This window comes from Pseudomonas sp. GOM7, assembly GCF_026723825.1.
In the GTDB taxonomy this organism is placed as follows: domain Bacteria; phylum Pseudomonadota; class Gammaproteobacteria; order Pseudomonadales; family Pseudomonadaceae; genus Aquipseudomonas.
Window position 1 is genome coordinate 5,393,430 of record NZ_CP113519.1, and the last position, 16,528, is coordinate 5,409,957.

Annotated in this window: 13 protein-coding genes and 1 riboswitch; of the genes, 3 read left to right on the forward strand and 10 right to left on the reverse strand. The window is 63.5% G+C overall.

The window, feature by feature from the left end; genetic code table 11:
- Positions 1–38 precede the first annotated feature (38 nt).
- The 3 genes from OU800_RS23965 to cobW form a co-directional block, all read right to left on the reverse strand.
- A complete protein-coding gene (locus OU800_RS23965; protein ID WP_268180094.1) occupies positions 39–1,649 on the reverse strand; it encodes an ATP-binding cassette domain-containing protein in 1,611 nt (536 codons plus the stop codon).
- 471 nt (positions 1,650–2,120) lie between these two features.
- A complete protein-coding gene (cobN, locus tag OU800_RS23970) occupies positions 2,121–5,867 on the reverse strand; it encodes a cobaltochelatase subunit CobN (RefSeq protein WP_268180096.1) in 3,747 nt (1,248 codons plus the stop codon).
- A gap of 101 nt (positions 5,868–5,968) precedes the next feature.
- A complete protein-coding gene (gene cobW / locus OU800_RS23975) occupies positions 5,969–7,015 on the reverse strand; it encodes a cobalamin biosynthesis protein CobW (protein ID WP_268180098.1) in 1,047 nt (348 codons plus the stop codon).
- 95 nt (positions 7,016–7,110) lie between these two features.
- A riboswitch (cobalamin riboswitch) is annotated at positions 7,111–7,305 on the reverse strand.
- A gap of 86 nt (positions 7,306–7,391) precedes the next feature.
- Here cobW and OU800_RS23980 point away from each other — a divergent pair.
- The 3 genes from OU800_RS23980 to cobM are packed head-to-tail and all read left to right on the forward strand — an operon-like array spanning position 7,392 to position 9,158.
- Positions 7,392–7,826: a cobalamin biosynthesis protein gene (locus OU800_RS23980; RefSeq protein ID WP_268180100.1), complete on the forward strand. Its 435-nt coding sequence runs from the start codon at positions 7,392–7,394 to the stop codon at positions 7,824–7,826.
- 2 nt (positions 7,827–7,828) lie between these two features.
- Entirely contained in the window at positions 7,829–8,374 is a 546-nt protein-coding gene (locus tag OU800_RS23985) for a hypothetical protein (protein ID WP_268180102.1), read from the forward strand.
- 28 nt (positions 8,375–8,402) lie between these two features.
- Entirely contained in the window at positions 8,403–9,158 is a 756-nt protein-coding gene (gene cobM / locus OU800_RS23990; RefSeq protein ID WP_268180104.1) for a precorrin-4 C(11)-methyltransferase, read from the forward strand.
- Positions 9,159–9,380: 222 nt separating this feature from the next.
- Here cobM and OU800_RS23995 read toward each other — a convergent pair whose 3' ends face one another.
- From OU800_RS23995 to atpD, 7 genes are all read right to left on the reverse strand, one after another.
- Complete coding sequence (locus OU800_RS23995) at positions 9,381–9,611, reverse strand: hypothetical protein (RefSeq protein WP_268180106.1); 231 nt, start codon at positions 9,609–9,611, stop codon at positions 9,381–9,383.
- A complete protein-coding gene (glmS, locus tag OU800_RS24000) occupies positions 9,608–11,458 on the reverse strand; it encodes a glutamine--fructose-6-phosphate transaminase (isomerizing) (protein ID WP_268180108.1) in 1,851 nt (616 codons plus the stop codon). Before glmS ends, OU800_RS23995 begins: the two co-directional genes overlap by 4 nt.
- 12 nt (positions 11,459–11,470) lie before the next feature.
- Positions 11,471–12,241, reverse strand: a complete 771-nt coding sequence (locus tag OU800_RS24005) for a DeoR/GlpR family DNA-binding transcription regulator (RefSeq protein ID WP_268180110.1) — start codon at positions 12,239–12,241, stop codon at positions 11,471–11,473.
- Between the two features lie 162 nt (positions 12,242–12,403).
- Positions 12,404–13,015: a LysE family transporter gene (locus OU800_RS24010; protein ID WP_268180112.1), complete on the reverse strand. Its 612-nt coding sequence runs from the start codon at positions 13,013–13,015 to the stop codon at positions 12,404–12,406.
- Positions 13,016–13,122: 107 nt separating this feature from the next.
- On the reverse strand, positions 13,123–14,499 hold the full coding sequence (gene glmU, locus OU800_RS24015; protein WP_268180113.1) for a bifunctional UDP-N-acetylglucosamine diphosphorylase/glucosamine-1-phosphate N-acetyltransferase GlmU: 1,377 nt from the start codon (positions 14,497–14,499) through the stop codon (positions 13,123–13,125).
- 117 nt (positions 14,500–14,616) lie between these two features.
- A complete protein-coding gene (locus tag OU800_RS24020; protein ID WP_037000971.1) occupies positions 14,617–15,042 on the reverse strand; it encodes a F0F1 ATP synthase subunit epsilon in 426 nt (141 codons plus the stop codon).
- An 80-nt stretch (positions 15,043–15,122) separates the two neighbouring features.
- Entirely contained in the window at positions 15,123–16,499 is a 1,377-nt protein-coding gene (gene atpD / locus OU800_RS24025) for a F0F1 ATP synthase subunit beta (protein WP_268180114.1), read from the reverse strand.
- Positions 16,500–16,528 lie beyond the last annotated feature (29 nt).

Sequence of the window (16,528 nt, forward strand, 5' to 3'; positions counted from 1 at the left end):
GCAAAGATCGGCATTGTAGACCAGAGCCCTCGGGCGTTTCACAACGCCTCGTGCAACCAGCCACTGGCCGTCCACTGCAACCTGTCGGTCAACGCCAGCGTGTCGAGAAAGGCACTATCGTGGGAAATCACCAGCAACGCCCCTCGATACGCCCGCAGAAAACGCTCCAGCTCAAGACGCGAGTCGAGATCGATATGGTTGTCCGGCTCGTCCAAAAGCAACAATTGCGGCGGCGGATCGCTCGCCAGCACACCCGCCAGTGCCACCTTCAGACGCTGACCACCGCTAAGCCTGGAGCTGGGCAGCAACGCCGCCTCGGCATCCACACCCAGGTGCACCAGACGTGTGCGCAACAGACTCTCGGCGCTACCCGGCGCCAACCGCTGCAGATGTTCCAGGGCCGACGCCTGCGCATCCAGCCCATGCAGATGCTGGTCGAGCAAGGCCCAGGGCACCTCGATTCGGCACTGACCCGCCAGCGGCGTCAGGCGACCGGCAAGCACCGCCAGCAGGCTGGACTTGCCACAGCCATTGGGCCCGAGCACGGCAACCCGGCGCGAGCCGAACAGCTCGAAATCCGGCAACGGCGCCGTACCAAACGGCAGACGCAGATCACGCCAGTAGAGCACCCGGCGCCCTGACGGCAGGTGCTCGGTCTGTCCATGCAGGATCACTGGCTGTTCTTCTACCACTGCTGCGGCGGCTTCCTGCACCTGCTTATCGAGCTGCTGGCGACGCGCTTCCAGGCGTTTGGCAGTGCGCCCGGCGCTGCTTTCACTGCGGCCCTTCTGCATGTCGAGCAGGATTTTCGCCTGGTTGCTGTCCTTGCCCTGGCGACGCCCACTGGCACTGCGCTGCTGCTGGCGTTCCTGCTGCTGGCGCAATTCACGCTCGCCACGCTTGCGCTCGACACGAGCGCTGTCCAGCATCTGCCGCGCGGCCTCGCGCTCCTGCTCGCGGCTCGCCTGGTAAAAGGCATAGCCACCGCCATAGCTGCGCAAGCCGGCCGCTGACAGCTCGACGATGCGCTGCATGCCGGCCAGCAGCTCACGGTCATGGCTGATCAGCACCAGGCCGCCGCGCCAACTCGCCAGGCGCTGGCCCAGACGCTTACGGCTGGGCAGATCGAGGTGGTTGCCAGGCTCGTCGAGAATCAGTAGATCAGCCTCCGCCAGCAAGGCCCCGAGCAGGGCAACGCGACTGCACTCGCCACCACTCAATTGCATCGCAGGTGTCTGCGGGTCGAGATGACCAAGGCCTTCTTCCTGCAGCGCACGTTGCAGCCGCTCGATCACATCCCACTGGCCATCGAGGCACTCGATGTCATCGGCTCGCGGCTCACCGGCCATGACCCGCTGCAAGGCATCGAACCACGGCGCACATCCCGCCAGGTCGACGACCCTGGCGCCGGGCGCAGCCACGATACGTTGCGGCAGATAGGCGATGCGCCCCTGGCGCAGAATGCGCCCATCACTGGGCTGCAGCTCACCAGCCAGCAAACGGCCGAGGATGCTTTTACCAACGCCATTGCGCCCCACCAGGCCGGTGTGGCGGTTATCGAAAACGTCGCTGAGCCCGTCGAACAGCATGACGCCATCGGCAAAGCGGAAAGAAACGCGCTCGAGCGCGATATGCGGGGAATCGGTCATCCATGCCTCCAGGCAATGCCGTGAATACGCGCGGACTGAGGCCGCGATCGATCACTGGTCGTGCGAACACGACGGCATTACTGACGCATTGGACGAGACTCCGGAAAAGACATGAGCGTCCAGGGTAAAAGCCAGGGAAGGTGGAGACAAGTGCATTAGGCTCACCCGGTTCTGTGGGAGGGGCTTCAGCCGCGAGTTTTTCGCCGCTAAAGCGCCTCCCACGGCATCCCCTGAAACCGTAGGGTGAGTTAGCGGCGCAAAGCGCAAATCTTAAAGCCACGCCAGAAAGTCGCGCGCCGCGTAACCCACCGGGCGATGCATGGCGTGGCACCTATGGTGGGTTACGCCGCACTCAGTTCGGTGAGCCGGCCAGACACTGCGACAGGCGGCTGACCCTCCCTACGAACTCGGCGGTGCCGGATGACCCCCTCTCCCCCAGCCCCTCTCCCATAAATGGGAGAGGGGCTCGCATCAGCTTTCCTCGCTATCGAGCAGCAGATTCTCCAGTGCCTCGCGGTATTCGCCAGGGTTCTCCCACAGGCCACGCTGCTGGGCTTCCAGCAAACGTTCGAGGATGTCGTTGAGCGCGCCAGGGTTGTGCTGCTGGATAAAGTCGCGGGTGTCCTTGTCCAGCAAATAGGCATCGGTGAGCAGCGCGTATTGGTGGTCGTCGACCAGCTCGCTGGTGGCGTCGAAGGCGAACAGGTAGTCGATGGTCGCGGCCAGCTCGAAAGCGCCCTTGTAGCCGTGACGCTTCATGCCCGCGATCCACTTGGGATTGGCAGCACGGGCGCGCACCACGCGGTTAAGCTCTTCCTTGAGGCTGCGAATACGCGGGATATCCGGCTGACTGTTGTCGCCAAAGTAGCTGGCCACCTTGAGCCCGCGCAGGGTTTCCACCGCCGCCAGCATGCCGCCCTGGAACTGGTAGTAATCGTTGGAATCGAGGATGTCGTGCTCGCGGTTGTCCTGGTTATGCAGCACCGCCTGCATCTGCTCCAGGCGCTCGACGAAGCGCTGTCGCGCCGGCGCGCCCTCCGCGCCGCTGCCGTAGGCGTAGCCACCCCAGTTCAGATACACCTCGGCCAGATCCGCGCGGCTCTGCCATAGGCGTTCCTCGATGGCGTTCTGCACCCCGGCGCCATAAGCCCCTGGTTTGGCGCCGAACACCCGCCAGCCGGCCTGCCGGCGCGCTTCGGCTTCATCCAGGCCGCCGTCCTCGAGCGCCAGCGATTCGCGCCAGACCCGCGCCGACAGCGGGTTCATGTCTTCCGGCTCGTCCAGCTCGATCACCGCTTGCACGGCCTCGTCGAACAGGCGAATCAGGTTGCTGAAGGCATCGCGGAAGAAGCCCGACACGCGCAGGGTGACGTCCACCCGTGGGCGACCGAGTTGTTCCAGCGGCAGCACCTCGAAACGCTCGACGCGCTGGCTGCCCGGCTGCCATACCGGGCGCACGCCCATCAGCGCCAGCGCCTGGGCGATATCGTCGCCGCCGGTGCGCATGGTCGCCGTGCCCCATACCGACAGGCCGAGCTGGCGCAGGTGATCGCCCTCGTCCTGCAGGTGGCGCTCCAGCAGGCGATCCGCTGCCTGCACGCCGAGGCGCCAGGCAGTGGGCGTGGGCAGGTGGCGCACGTCGACAGTGAAGAAGTTGCGCCCGGTGGGCAGTACATCGAGGCGCCCGCGACTGGGCGCGCCACTCGGCCCAGCAGGCACGAAACGCCCTTGCAGCGCCGCCAGCAGGCCGCCCATTTCGGCATCGCCGCATGCATCAAGCAAGGGCGCGATATGTTCGGCCAGGCCGTCTAGGATAAGTGCCACCTCGGCGCCAAAGGCGCCGATGCGCTCACCACCGAGACGCTGCTCGATCAGCCTTAGCGCCAGCAGTTCCAGACGCTCGCGGGTATCGCCGACGCTGCGCCACAGGCTGTTATCCACAGCCTGCAACGCCTGTGGACGCAGCCCTTCCCAAGGCTGGCCCATAGCACAATCTAGCGGATCTAGGCCCAGTTCCAGGCCACGGGCCAGCGCGCGCAGCAGGCTGGCATTGGCGCCCTGGCCATCGCCACGGGGGATGCGCAGCAGCGCCAGCAGGGTGTCACGGCGCAGTTGCCCGGCCGGCGACTCGCCGAATACGTGCAGGCCATCGCGGATCTGCGATTCCTTGAGGTCACAGAGGTAGGCGTCGAGCTGCGGCAGCCAGCTATCGCCGTCATCGTTGAGTTGCAGGCCCAGTTCGCGGTCGAGGCTGGCCTCGCGCACCTTGGCCAGAATCTCGCCGCGCAGCTCCACGGCGCGGCGCTGGTCGAGCTGGCTGGCGTCGTAATACTCGTCGGCCAGGCGCTCCAGATCGCGCAACGGGCCGTAGCTCTCGGCACGGGTCAAAGGCGGCATCAGGTGGTCGATGATCACCGCCTGGGTGCGGCGCTTGGCCTGCGCGCCCTCGCCCGGATCGTTGACGATAAAGGGATAGACGTTGGGCAGCGGGCCGATCAGCGCCTGCGGCCAGCAGCCTTCGGAGAGGCCGACGCTCTTGCCCGGCAGCCATTCCAGGTTGCCGTGCTTGCCGACGTGGATCAGCGCATCGGCGGCGAAGGCCGTGCGCAGCCAGGCATAGAAGGCGATATAGCCGTGCGGCGGCACCAGATCCGGGTCGTGATACACCGCCGCAGGGTCGAGCTGGTAGCCACGTGCAGGTTGGATACCAACGAAGGTCAGGCCGAAACGTAGGCCGGCAACCATCATCCGCCCGCTGCGGAACATGGGATCGTTCTGCGGCTCGCCCCAGCGCTCGCGCACGGCCTGCTGATTGGCCGGCGGCAGGCTGTGGAAAAACGCCAGGTAGTCGTCCAGTGCCAGGCTTTGCGCACAGGGACGTGAATCCAGGCCGTCGAGATCGTTGGTGACGCCACCGAGCAGGCTGTGGACAAGTGCGGTGCCGCCGTCTGGCAAGTTATCCACAGGGTACCCCTGAGCCTGCAGGGCGCGGAGGATATTCAGCGCAGCAGCCGGCGTATCCAAGCCGACGCCGTTGCCGATGCGGCCATCGCGGGTCGGGTAGTTGGCCAGGATCAAGCCTATTCGCTTCTGATCGTTGCTTTTGATCGCCAACTGGCACCAATTATGCGCCAGTTCGGCGACGTAGGCCATACCCGACTCATGCGCCTGATAGCACACCACGTCGCACTGGCTGCGTTCGCTGCGCCAGGCCAGCCCCTTGAAGCTGATGGCAGTGCCGATCAGCCGGCCATCCAATTCGGGCAATACCACGTGCATGGCCAGATCGCGCGAGCCCAGGCCCTGGGCGCTGGTCTGCCATTGCGCCTGGTTGTCCAGCGAGCAGATGGCCTGCAGTACCGGGATATCACGGCGGAACACCCGCGCCTGCGGCGCCTCGGGGTTGGACAGTGCGAAGCCGGTGGTGTTGATGATCAGTGCGGCGCAGGTTTCGTCCAGCCAGGCTTGTACCTGATCCAGGCAGGCCGGCTCCTTGAGGCTAGCCACGGCAATCGGCAGCGGGTTGAGGCCCTGACCAAGCAGGTGCTCGCAGAAGGTCTCGACGAAGGCGGTGTTCGCCGACTGCACATGGTTGCGGTAGAACAGCAGCGCCACAACAGGCGCAGCCGGCTGCCACTGCGCCTGCCAGTCAGCCAGCGCCGCCAGGCTACGCTGGGGGTGATAAAGACCGACACGTGGCAACGGCTGCGGCTCCTGCCAAGGGTCATCGCGGCCCAGCCAACGGCTGCCGATGCAGCGAAATAGCTGGCGGGCATTGTCCAAGCCGCCCTGGCGCAGGTACTGCCAGAGGCGCTGGCTGTCTTCTTCAGCAACGTTGCCGAGGGCATTCAGCTCCGGGTCGGGCTTGTCGTCGCCCGGCACCATGATCACCGTGGCGCCCCGCCCCCCCAGCTCCACCAGGCGCTCGACGCCATAGCGCCAATAGCTCACCCCGCCATGCACCGAGATCAGGATGACCCTGGCATGCTGCAGCACCTGTTCGACGTAGTAGTCCACCGAGGCGTTGTTGCTCAGTTGCGCCGGGCTGGCCAGGCGCAGACTGGGGTAGTCGTCCGGCAGTTGCCGGGCGGCTTCGGCCAACAGCGACAGGTGCGAATCTCCTGTGCACAGGATCACCAGTTCGGCCGGGGTCTGGCCGAGGTCGGCGATGCTGTCGGCCGGCAACTGGGCGCCGGGCTGGGTGCGCAGGAGGTGCATTTAAGCGAGCCGCAAGCTGCAAGCCGCAAGCTGCAAGTGGAAGCAAACGCTGCACGCAGTAGTGCTTACTTGCGGCTTGCAGCTCGCCACTTGCCGCTTCATCAAACCGCCGCCTTCAGCTCGGCCTCGATGGCCGCGCGGTCGAGCTGCTGGCCGATCACCACCAGGCGGCTCAAGCGTGGCTCGTCGGCCTGCCAGGCACGGTCGAAATGGCGGTCGAAGCGCTGACCGACACCCTGCACCAGCAGGCGCATGGGTTTGCCGGGGATCGCTGCGAAGCCTTTCACCCGCAGAATGCCGTATTTCGCCACTGCGTCCTTCAGCGCAGCCAACAGGCGTGCCTCCTCGGCTTCCGGTAGTTCCACGTGGAACGAGTCGAATTCCTCATGATCGTGGTCTTCGTCTTCATCGTCGTGGTGGGTGCGGCGGTTGTCGATATGCAGCTCGGTTTCGCTGTTCAGGCCCAGCAGCACGCTGATCGGCAGATCACCACCATGCGCCTCGATCACCTTCACCGCTGGCGGCAGCTCCTCGGCCACCTCGGCGCGCACGGCAGCCAGTGCCTCGGCATCGATCAGATCGGCCTTGTTGAGAATCACCAGGTCGGCGCTGGCCAGTTGGTCGGCGAACAGTTCGTGCAGCGGCGACTCATGGTCGAGGTTGGGGTCGAGCTTGCGCTGCTCGTCCACCTGATCGGGGAAGGCAGCGAAGGTACCGGCGGCAACGGCCGGGCTGTCGACCACGGTGATCACCGCATCGACCGTGCAAGCATTGCGGATTTCCGGCCAGTTGAAGGCCTGCACCAGCGGTTTTGGCAGGGCCAGGCCGCTAGTCTCGATGAGGATATGGTCGAGGTCGCCACGGCGCGCCACCAGCTCGCGCATCACCGGGAAGAACTCTTCCTGCACGGTGCAGCACAGGCAACCGTTGGCCAGCTCGAAGACGCGGCCGTTGGCCTCTTCCTCGCTGCAGCCGATGGAGCACTGCTTGAGGATCTCGCCATCGATGCCCAGCTCGCCGAACTCATTGACGATAACCGCGATGCGGCGGCCGCCGGCATTGGCCAGCAGGTGGCGCAGCAGGGTGGTCTTACCGGCACCGAGAAATCCGGTGACGATGGTGACGGGCAGTTTGGCGAGGGTTTTCATGAAGGATCCCGTGGCGTCGATAAGTTCGGCGGACGGGTACGCGCAGGCGGGCACGCAGGAGCGTGCTGGCCGCATCGGATCACCCCGTCCGAGCAGATGGCTGGTCAGTCGAGGCAGGTCTCCTGGCTCACGGCTTGCGCGGCGCGCATCCCTTCACCTTCCCGCCGGTTGGCAGTGGTCTAACGAAGGGCATAACCGTTCACAGTTGCGGGGGCAGCCAGGGCATCGACCCTGCTCCCTCTTAGCTCCCCGACCGCTGGCCGGGAAGAACCTCGAAAACAAGAAGGCTACGCAGGCCGCGACGGCCGGTCAATCGCGGTTGACCATCCGCAGGTGCCATGATGAGCTACGCCACCGCTCAAACCAAATGCCGCTCATGTTGCCAACCGCTGATCGCTCATCCACCTCACCGATACAGGTCGTCGCTGGATTGGGGTGTCGCCGTGGCTGTAGCCTGGACGAGCTACTCGACCTGCTTATCCACAGCCTGGCTCGGCATGGACTGACGGCGGACAACCTGGCGGGCCTGGCCAGCATCGCCCACAAGCGCGACGAAGCCGGCCTGCACGCCCTGGCTGAACACCTGGGACTTGAGCTGTCTTTCTTCTCGCCCGAGCAACTAAGCGCCTACCTGGCAAAGACAGGCGGCAACCCCCTCAGCCAAGCCACCACTGGCAGCCCAGCCGTAGCCGAGCCCTGCGCACTGGCGTTGGCAGCGCGCATGGGCATATCGCCCTGCCAGCTCGGCGAGAAAACCCGCAGCGCCAGCGCCACCTGTGCGCTGGCCACCTTCACCGATACGAGCATCTAGCTGTGGACTACTTCGAGAACGTGATCAAGACCTTGCTTGAGGGCGAAGGATATTGGGTGCGCCAATCCTTCAAGGTCAATCTCACCAAGGAAGAGAAAAGGGAAGTTGGCAAACACTCTATCCCTCGCCCCGAAATCGATCTACTGGCTTACAAGCCAAACGAAAACAGGTTGCTGGCCTTTGAAGCAAAGTCCTTTCTGGACTCGCCCGGCGTCAGGCTCTCATGCCTCAGCGAAAGCCATGATGTTCCTGAGGGCAAATACAAGTTATTTACCTGCGAGAATTACAGAAAGATCGTTTTTCAACGACTCAAGCAAGACCTGATTGACTGCGGAATGGGTAATGCCAGCACCGAGATCGTTTTAGGGCTTGCTGCCGGCAAGGTCTATCAGTCGAAGAACTCCGAAATCAAAGAACTGTTTTCCCGCAACGGCTGGCTGTTCTGGTCACCGGAGGACATCCGTAACAAAGTGATCGATCTCGCTAAGCGCGGCTACGAAAACGAGCCAGCCATCATCACTGCCAAAATTCTGATGCGCCAACCGTGAAAAGCCATGAACTCCTTGAGCACAATACATGACCGTCTACTTTATCGGCGCCGGCCCCGGCGACCCCGAGCTGATCACCGTCAAGGGCCAGCGGCTTATCCACAAATGCCCAGTCATCCTCTATGCAGGGTCGCTGGTTCCCGAAGCCGTGTTACAGGGCCACAGCGCCGAACAGGTGGTGAACACCGCCGAACTGAATCTGGGCGAGATCATCACACTACTGCATGAGGCCCATAAGCGCGGCCAGGACGTCGCCCGCGTGCACTCCGGCGACCCGTCGCTGTACGGCGCCATAGGCGAGCAGATTCGCGAACTGCGTGCGCTGGGTATTCCCTTCGAGATCATCCCCGGCGTCACCGCCACCGCCGCCTGTGCGGCGCTGCTGGAATCAGAGCTGACCCTGCCCGGCATCGCCCAGACCGTGATCCTCACCCGCTACGGCACCACCTCGCCCATGCCCCAGGGCGAGCAATTGCAGGATCTGGCCCAGCACCGCGCGACCCTGGCCATCCACCTGGGGGTGCGCCATCTGCCGGCCATAGTCGACGAACTGCTGCCGCACTATGGCGCCGACTGCCCCATCGCGGTTATCCACAGGGCGAGCTGGCCGGATCAGGACTGGGTGTTGGGCACACTCGCCGATATCGAGGAAAAGGTCGCCGCCAAGGACTTTCGCCGCACGGCGTTGATCCTGGTCGGGCGCGTGCTGGATCCAGGTGCCTTCGCGGAATCTGCACTGTATGACGCAGCGCATCGGCACCTCTACCGTCCCGGCACTGATTGAACCTTGGCGAGAAACCGCACAAAGCGCTGAAAACCTTTAATGGCAAGGCTTTCAGAACTTTATCAACAGGATAGGAAGCGACTTATCCAAGAACCCTGTGGATATTGGACAAGCCGGCGATCACTTTCTGTACAACTGGCTGTAAAGCCCTATTTGCAAGGGCTTCAGCCAACTGTCACGATGATATCCACAGCTTGATCCACGCCAACTGTGAGCAACTGCTCAGAGCTGTACTTCCACCCGCTTGATACCCAAGCCGCGCAGCTCGACCATCAACGCATCCAGACTGGTGAAGGTCTGCACCTGCTCGGCATCATCCACAAGAAAGAAACTGCGCCCGGCATCCTTGTTGAAGAACACGATCCATTCGCTGATATTGGCCGGGTTGACCATGACCTGGGTGTGGAACACCACGCCATCGGCCAACCGCTTGATTACGTCTTCGCGCTTCACTCGACAGTCACACTCTTGGCCAGGTTGCGCGGCTGGTCGACGTCGGTGCCCTTGAGCACCGCGACGTAGTACGACAGCAATTGCAGCGGCACGGTGTAGAGGATCGGCGCGAGCAAGTCGTGGATATGCGGCATGGCCACCACATGGGTGCCCTCGCCGTTGCTCATACCGGCCTGCTGGTCGGCGAAGACGATCAGCTCGCCGCCACGGGCCCGCACTTCCTGCAGGTTGGACTTGAGCTTTTCCAGCAGCTCGTTGTTCGGCGCCACGGTGACCACCGGCATATCGGCATCCACCAGGGCCAGCGGGCCGTGCTTGAGCTCACCGGCCGGGTAGGCCTCGGCGTGGATGTAGGAGATTTCCTTGAGCTTGAGCGCCCCTTCCATGGCCACCGGGTACTGCGCGCCACGGCCAAGGAACAGGCTGTGGTGCTTCTCGGCGAACAGCTCGGAAATCTTCTCCACGGTCTTGTCCATGGCCAGGGCTTCGCCCAGGCGGGTCGGCAGGCGGCGCAGCTCTTCCACCAGCTCGGCGCTCAGCGCCTTGTCCAGAGTGCCGTGCACCTGGCCGAGAGCCAGGGTCAGCAGCATCAGGCCGACCAGCTGGGTGGTGAAAGCCTTGGTGGAAGCCACGCCGATTTCCGGGCCGGCCTGGGTCAGCAGGCACAGGTCGGATTCGCGCACCAGCGAGCTGGTGCCAACATTGCAGATCACCAGGCTAGCCAGGTAGCCGCCCTGCCCAGGCGCCTTCTCCTTGGCGTTGCGCAGCGCGGCCAGGGTGTCGGCGGTTTCGCCGGACTGCGAGACACTGACGAACAGGGTATCCGGCTGCACCACCACCTTGCGGTAGCGGAATTCGCTGGCCACCTCGACCTGGCAGGGAATGCCGGCCAGCTCTTCCAGCCAGTAACGGGCGACCATACCGGCGTGGTAGCTGGTGCCGCAGGCGACGATCTGCACGTTCCTGACCTTGGCGAACAGCTCGGCGGCCTGCGGGCCGAAGGCCTGCACCAGCACATGATCGCTGCCCAGACGGCCTTCCAGGGTGCGCTGCACAACCTTGGGCTGCTCGTGGATTTCCTTGAGCATGAAGTGGCGGTATTCGCCCTTGTCGGCGGCCTCGGCACCTTCGTGGTACTGCACGGCTTCGCGCTGTACCAGCTGACCGGCGGCATCCCAGATCTGCACGCCGTCGCGACGGATCTCGGCGATATCGCCTTCTTCCAGGTACATGAAGCGATCGGTGACCTGGCGCAGGGCCAACTGGTCGGAAGCGAGGAAGTTCTCGCCCAAGCCCAGACCGATCACCAGCGGGCTGCCGCTGCGCGCGGCGAGCAGGCGATCCGGCTGCTTGGCACTGATCACCGCCAGGCCATAGGCGCCGTGTAGTTCCGGGATGGCGGCCTTGAGCGCGGCGGTGAGGTCGCCGAGCTGCTGCAGTTTGTGCTCGAGCAGGTGGACGATAGTTTCGGTGTCGGTATCGGAGGTGAAGACGTAACCCAGGCCCTTGAGGCGCTCGCGCAATTCCTCGTGGTTCTCGATGATGCCATTGTGCACCACGGCCAGCTCGTGCCCGGAGAAGTGTGGATGGGCATTGCGCTCGCTGGGCGCGCCATGGGTGGCCCAGCGGGTGTGGGCGATGCCCAGACGCCCGGCCAGCGGTTCGGCCTGCAGCGCAGCCTGCAGCTCGCTGACCTTGCCGACGCGGCGGCGGCGGTCGAGTATGCCCTGCTCGGTCAGCAGCGCCACGCCGGCGCTGTCATAGCCGCGGTATTCCAGGCGCTTGAGGCCTTCGACCAGAACCGGGGTGATATTGCGCTCTGCGATGGCGCCTACGATTCCGCACATGGTGCTCTCCTTTTAGTTTTCCAGCGGCGCGAGGATTAGCTGGATGCCGCGCGCGCGTATCTGTTCGGCCGCCTGGGTATCCAGGCGCTCGTCGGTGATCAGGGTATGGACGCTGCCCCAGGGCAGCTCCAGATTGGGGATACGGCGGCCGATCTTGTCGCTCTCGACCATGACGATGACTTCGCGGGCGACTTCGGCCATCACTCGCGACAGGCCGAGCAGTTCGTTGAAGGTGGTGGTGCCACGCTCCAGGTCGATGCCGTCGGCACCGATGAACAATTGGTCGAAGTCGTAAGAGCGCAGCACCTGCTCGGCCACCTGGCCCTGGAAGGACTCGGAATGCGGATCCCAGGTGCCACCGGTCATCAGCAGCACCGGCTCATGCTCGAGTTCGCGCAGGGCGTTGGCCACACCCAGCGAGTTGGTCATCACCACCAGGCCGGGCTTGTAGCCGAGCTGCGGAATCATGGCGGCCGTGGTGGTGCCGCTGTCGATGATGATGCGTGCATGCTCGCGGATGCGCGCCACGCCAGCGCGGGCGATGGCCTGCTTGTGCGGGGAGATGGGCTGGGTCGGCTCGCCGATCAGTTCCTGCGGTACTGGCACGGCGCCACCATAGCGACGCAACAGCAGACCGTTCTTTTCCAATGCGGCAAGATCCTTGCGGATGGTCACTTCGCTGGTGGCGAAGTGCTGCGCCAGGGCGTCCACGCTCACTTCGCCCTGCTCGGCGAGCAAGGCGAGAATGGTGTGGCGACGTTGCGGCGTGTTGCGCTTCGACATCTTTAAGTTTCGATCCGAAAGATAATGGAGCGAATCAAAACATAAAAGAGCTGCAAGCTGCAAGACGGATGGCGACCCTTAAGCTGCAAAAACGTGCGCGAAGCTCAATCCCGGGGCAAGCTTTTACTTGCCGCTTGTGGCTTGAAGCTTGTGGCTGCCTTTTCAGTTAAGCGTCAGTTTGACCCCGAAACCGACCAGGCACAGCCCCGCCAGCTTCTCAAGGCCACGCGCGATACGCGGATTGGCGCGCATGCGCTCGGCGAGAAAGTGCGTCAGCAGCACGATCAGCAGGCCGTAGAGGAAGGTCAGCGCCATGATGGTCATGGCCATGAAACCGAACGTAACCAGGCCCTGATGGCGCTCTGGGTCGATGAACAGCGGAAAGAAGGCCATGTAGAAGATGATGGCCTTGGGGTTGAAGACGGTGATCACCAGGGTTTGCCACAGGTATTGGCGCGGCTTGATCTCCAACGTCGGCGCCGCCCCCGGCTTGGCCAGCAGCATGCGCAGGCCCAGGTAGACCAGATAGGCCGCCCCCAGCCATTGCACCAGATGGAAAGCCGCAGGATAGGCCTTTAGCAGCGCGGCGACCCCGGCCACTGCCAGCCACAGCAGCACCTGGTCGCCGAAGATGATGCCGAAGGTGGAGGCCAGCCCACCGCGAATGCCGCCCTTGCCGGTGGACAGGATCAACGCCAGGTTACCCGGCCCTGGAATGGCCAGCAGGATGATGAAGGCCACCACGAAGGCGGCGTAATCCGTCACACCGAACATGAATTGAGCCTCAAGCTACAAGCTACAAGCTACAAGCTACTCAGAGCTTGGCCATACATACCTAACTACAATCACAGCCACCGCACCCGTGTCTTTCTTCTTGCAGCTTATGGCTTGCGGCTTGTAGCTGCTTTGGTCGGCCGCTTCCAGCCTTCGATATTGCGCTGCTTGGCGCGCCCCACCGCCAGCGTGTCCGCCGGCACGTCACTGGTGATCACCGAACCTGCGCCCGTGGTGACGCGGTCGCCGAGGTTGACCGGTGCCACCAGCGCGCTGTTGGAGCCGATGAATACGTCCTCGCCCATCACGGTGCGGAATTTGTTGGCACCGTCGTAGTTGCAGGTGATGGTGCCGGCACCGATGTTGGTACGGGCGCCGATCTCGGCATCGCCCAGGTAGCTCAGGTGGCCGGCCTTGGCGCCCTCGCCCATGACCGCGTTCTTCAGCTCGACGAAGTTACCCACATGGGCCTTGGCACCCAGCTTGGTGCCGGGGCGCAGACGAGCGAACGGGCCGCAGTCGGCGCCCTCGCCCATTTCGGCGCCATCCAGATGGCTGTTGGCCTTGACGATGGCGCCCTTGCGCAACACCGAGTCCTTGATCACGCAGTTCGGGCCGATCTGCACATCGTCCTCGATCACCACCTTGCCTTCGAGAATGACGTTGATGTCGATGGTCACGTCGCGGCCAACACTGACCTCACCACGCACGTCGAAACGATGCGGGTCACGCAAGGTGACGCCCTGGGCCATCAGGCGGCGGGCCATACGCTGCTGGTAATGGCATTCCAGTTGGGCAAGCTGGATGCGGTCATTGGCACCCAGCACTTCCATCTCGTCGACCGCACGTTCGGTGGCCACGATCAGGCCATCGGCTACCGCCATGGCGATGACGTCGGTCAGGTAGTACTCGCCCTGGGCATTGCTGTTGGACAGGCGGCCCAGCCAGTCGGCCAGACGCTTGCCCGGCACGGCGAGGATGCCGGTGTTGCCTTCACGGATCTGCCGCTGGGGCTCGCTGGCATCCTTGTGCTCGACGATGGCCTGCACCACACCCTCGGCGTCACGCACGATGCGACCGTAGCCGGTGGGGTCGGCCAGCTCGACGGTGAGCAGGCCTAGCTGATCGTCACTGACCAGAGCCAGCAGGCGCTCGAGGGTCGCGGTCTCGATCAGCGGCACGTCGCCGTAGAGGATCAGTACGCGCTCGGCACTCAGGTGCGGCAGCGCCTGGGCCACGGCATGGCCGGTACCCAGTTGCTCGGCCTGGATGACGAAATTCAGGTCATCAGCCGCCAACCGCTCACGCACCTTGTCAGCGCCATGACCGATCACCACCTGGATGCTCTGCGGCTGCAAGCTGCGTGCGGTATCGATGACATGACCGAGCATGGGCTTCTCGGCTACCGGGTGCAGAACCTTGGGCAGGGAGGAACGCATGCGGGTGCCTTGGCCGGCAGCGAGAATGACGATATCGAGCGACATGAACGAGGATTCCTTGGCGACCACCGGCACACGGGGTGCCAGCACGATCAAATGGCAGAAAAAGAAAAAGGGTAGCCAAGGCTACCCTTTCTCGAACCACGGTTGAAGCAGGCAGCCTTAGCCGCCGAACTTCTTGCGCAGTTGCTGGACGGTACGCAGCTGGGCTGCGACTTCGGCCAGGTGAGCGGCGGCGGAACTGTAGTTGAACTCAGAACCCTGCTCGCTCAGCGCTTTCTCGGCGGCCTTGAGGGCCTCCTGAGCAGCGGCTTCGTCGATGTCGGCGGCGCGTTGCACGGTGTCGGCGAGAACCTTGACCATGTTCGGCTGCACTTCGAGGAAACCACCGGAGATGTAGAACACCTCGGCTTCGCCACCCTGCTTGATCAGGCGGATCGGACCCGGTTTCAGGTCGGTGATCAGCGGCGCGTGGCCCGGAGCGATACCCAGATCACCCAGGTTGCCGTGCGCAATCACCATCTCCACCAGGCCGGAGAAGATCTCCGCTTCCGCGCTGACGATATCGCAATGGACTGTCATAGCCATACGCTTGCCTCAGGTTACAGGCTGTGGACAACCGCAGTTATCCACAAACCTGATGCGCCCGTTGCCAGGCGCATGGGTGATTACAGTTTCTTCGCTTTCTCGATGGCTTCGTCGATGCTGCCGACCATGTAGAACGCCTGCTCCGGCAGGTGGTCGTAGTCGCCCTTGAGGATGCCGCTGAAGCCAGCGATGGTGTCCTTGAGGGAAACGTACTTGCCTGGCGAGCCGGTGAAGACTTCGGCCACGAAGAACGGCTGGGACAGGAAGCGCTGGATCTTACGCGCACGGGATACTAGCTGCTTGTCCGCTTCGGACAGCTCGTCCATACCCAGAATGGCGATGATGTCCTTCAGTTCCTTGTAACGCTGCAGCACGTACTGAACGCCACGAGCGGTCTCGTAGTGTTCGTTGCCGATGACGTTCGGATCCAGCTGACGGCTGGTGGAGTCCAGCGGGTCAACGGCCGGGTAGATACCCAGGGAAGCGATGTCACGGCTCAGTACGACGGTGGCGTCCAAGTGGGCGAAGGTGGTCGCCGGGCTCGGGTCGGTCAGGTCGTCCGCGGGAACGTAGACGGCCTGGATCGAGGTGATCGAGCCTTTCTTGGTGGAGGTGATGCGCTCCTGCAGAACGCCCATCTCTTCGGCCAGGGTCGGCTGGTAACCTACTGCCGACGGCATACGGCCGAGCAGTGCGGATACTTCGGTACCGGCCAGGGTGTAACGGTAGATGTTGTCGACGAACAACAGTACGTCACGGCCTTCGTCACGGAACTTCTCGGCCATGGTCAGGCCGGTCAGGGCGACGCGCAGACGGTTGCCTGGTGGCTCGTTCATCTGACCGTAGACCAGGGCTACCTTGTCGAGAACGTTGGAATCCTTCATCTCGTGGTAGAAGTCGTTACCCTCACGAGTACGCTCACCCACACCGGCGAACACGGAATAACCGCTGTGCTCGATGGCGATGTTACGGATCAGTTCCATCATGTTCACGGTCTTGCCGACACCGGCACCACCGAACAGACCAACTTTACCGCCCTTGGCGAACGGGCAGACCAGGTCGATAACCTTGATGCCGGTTTCCAGCAGATCGTTGCCGCCGGCTTGCTCGGCATAGCTCGGTGCAGCGCGGTGGATTTCCCACTGCTCTTCTTCACCGATGGGGCCGGCTTCGTCGATCGGGTTGCCCAGCACGTCCATGATCCGGCCCAGGGTCGCTTTACCGACCGGTACCGAGATGGCCTTGTGGGTACGAGTGATGTCCAGACCGCGCTTGAGGCCTTCGGTCGAACCCATCGCAATGGTACGCACCACGCCGTCGCCCAGCTGCTGCTGAACTTCCAGAGTGGTTTCGGCGCCGACTACTTTCAGCGCCTCGTATACGGCTGGCACCTGATCACGCGGGAATTCCACGTCGATAACGGCGCCGATGATTTGAACGATACGTCCGCTACTCATCTTTGGTTCCTCAGAATATTTGAACCGTT

What these genes read in the sequence shown, in the direction of transcription:
- OU800_RS23965 (WP_268180094.1), bottom strand. Translation starts at nt 1,649, where the DNA reads ATGACCGATTCCCCGCATATCGCGCTCGAGCGCGTTTCTTTCCGCTTT.
- cobN (WP_268180096.1), bottom strand. Translation starts at nt 5,867, where the DNA reads ATGCACCTCCTGCGCACCCAGCCCGGCGCCCAGTTGCCGGCCGACAGC.
- cobW (WP_268180098.1), bottom strand. Translation starts at nt 7,015, where the DNA reads ATGAAAACCCTCGCCAAACTGCCCGTCACCATCGTCACCGGATTTCTC.
- OU800_RS23980 (WP_268180100.1), top strand. Translation starts at nt 7,392, where the DNA reads ATGTTGCCAACCGCTGATCGCTCATCCACCTCACCGATACAGGTCGTC.
- cobM (WP_268180104.1), top strand. Translation starts at nt 8,403, where the DNA reads ATGACCGTCTACTTTATCGGCGCCGGCCCCGGCGACCCCGAGCTGATC.
- glmS (WP_268180108.1), bottom strand. Translation starts at nt 11,458, where the DNA reads ATGTGCGGAATCGTAGGCGCCATCGCAGAGCGCAATATCACCCCGGTT.
- OU800_RS24005 (WP_268180110.1), bottom strand. Translation starts at nt 12,241, where the DNA reads ATGTCGAAGCGCAACACGCCGCAACGTCGCCACACCATTCTCGCCTTG.
- OU800_RS24010 (WP_268180112.1), bottom strand. Translation starts at nt 13,015, where the DNA reads ATGTTCGGTGTGACGGATTACGCCGCCTTCGTGGTGGCCTTCATCATC.
- glmU (WP_268180113.1), bottom strand. Translation starts at nt 14,499, where the DNA reads ATGTCGCTCGATATCGTCATTCTCGCTGCCGGCCAAGGCACCCGCATG.
- OU800_RS24020 (WP_037000971.1), bottom strand. Translation starts at nt 15,042, where the DNA reads ATGGCTATGACAGTCCATTGCGATATCGTCAGCGCGGAAGCGGAGATC.
- atpD (WP_268180114.1), bottom strand. Translation starts at nt 16,499, where the DNA reads ATGAGTAGCGGACGTATCGTTCAAATCATCGGCGCCGTTATCGACGTG.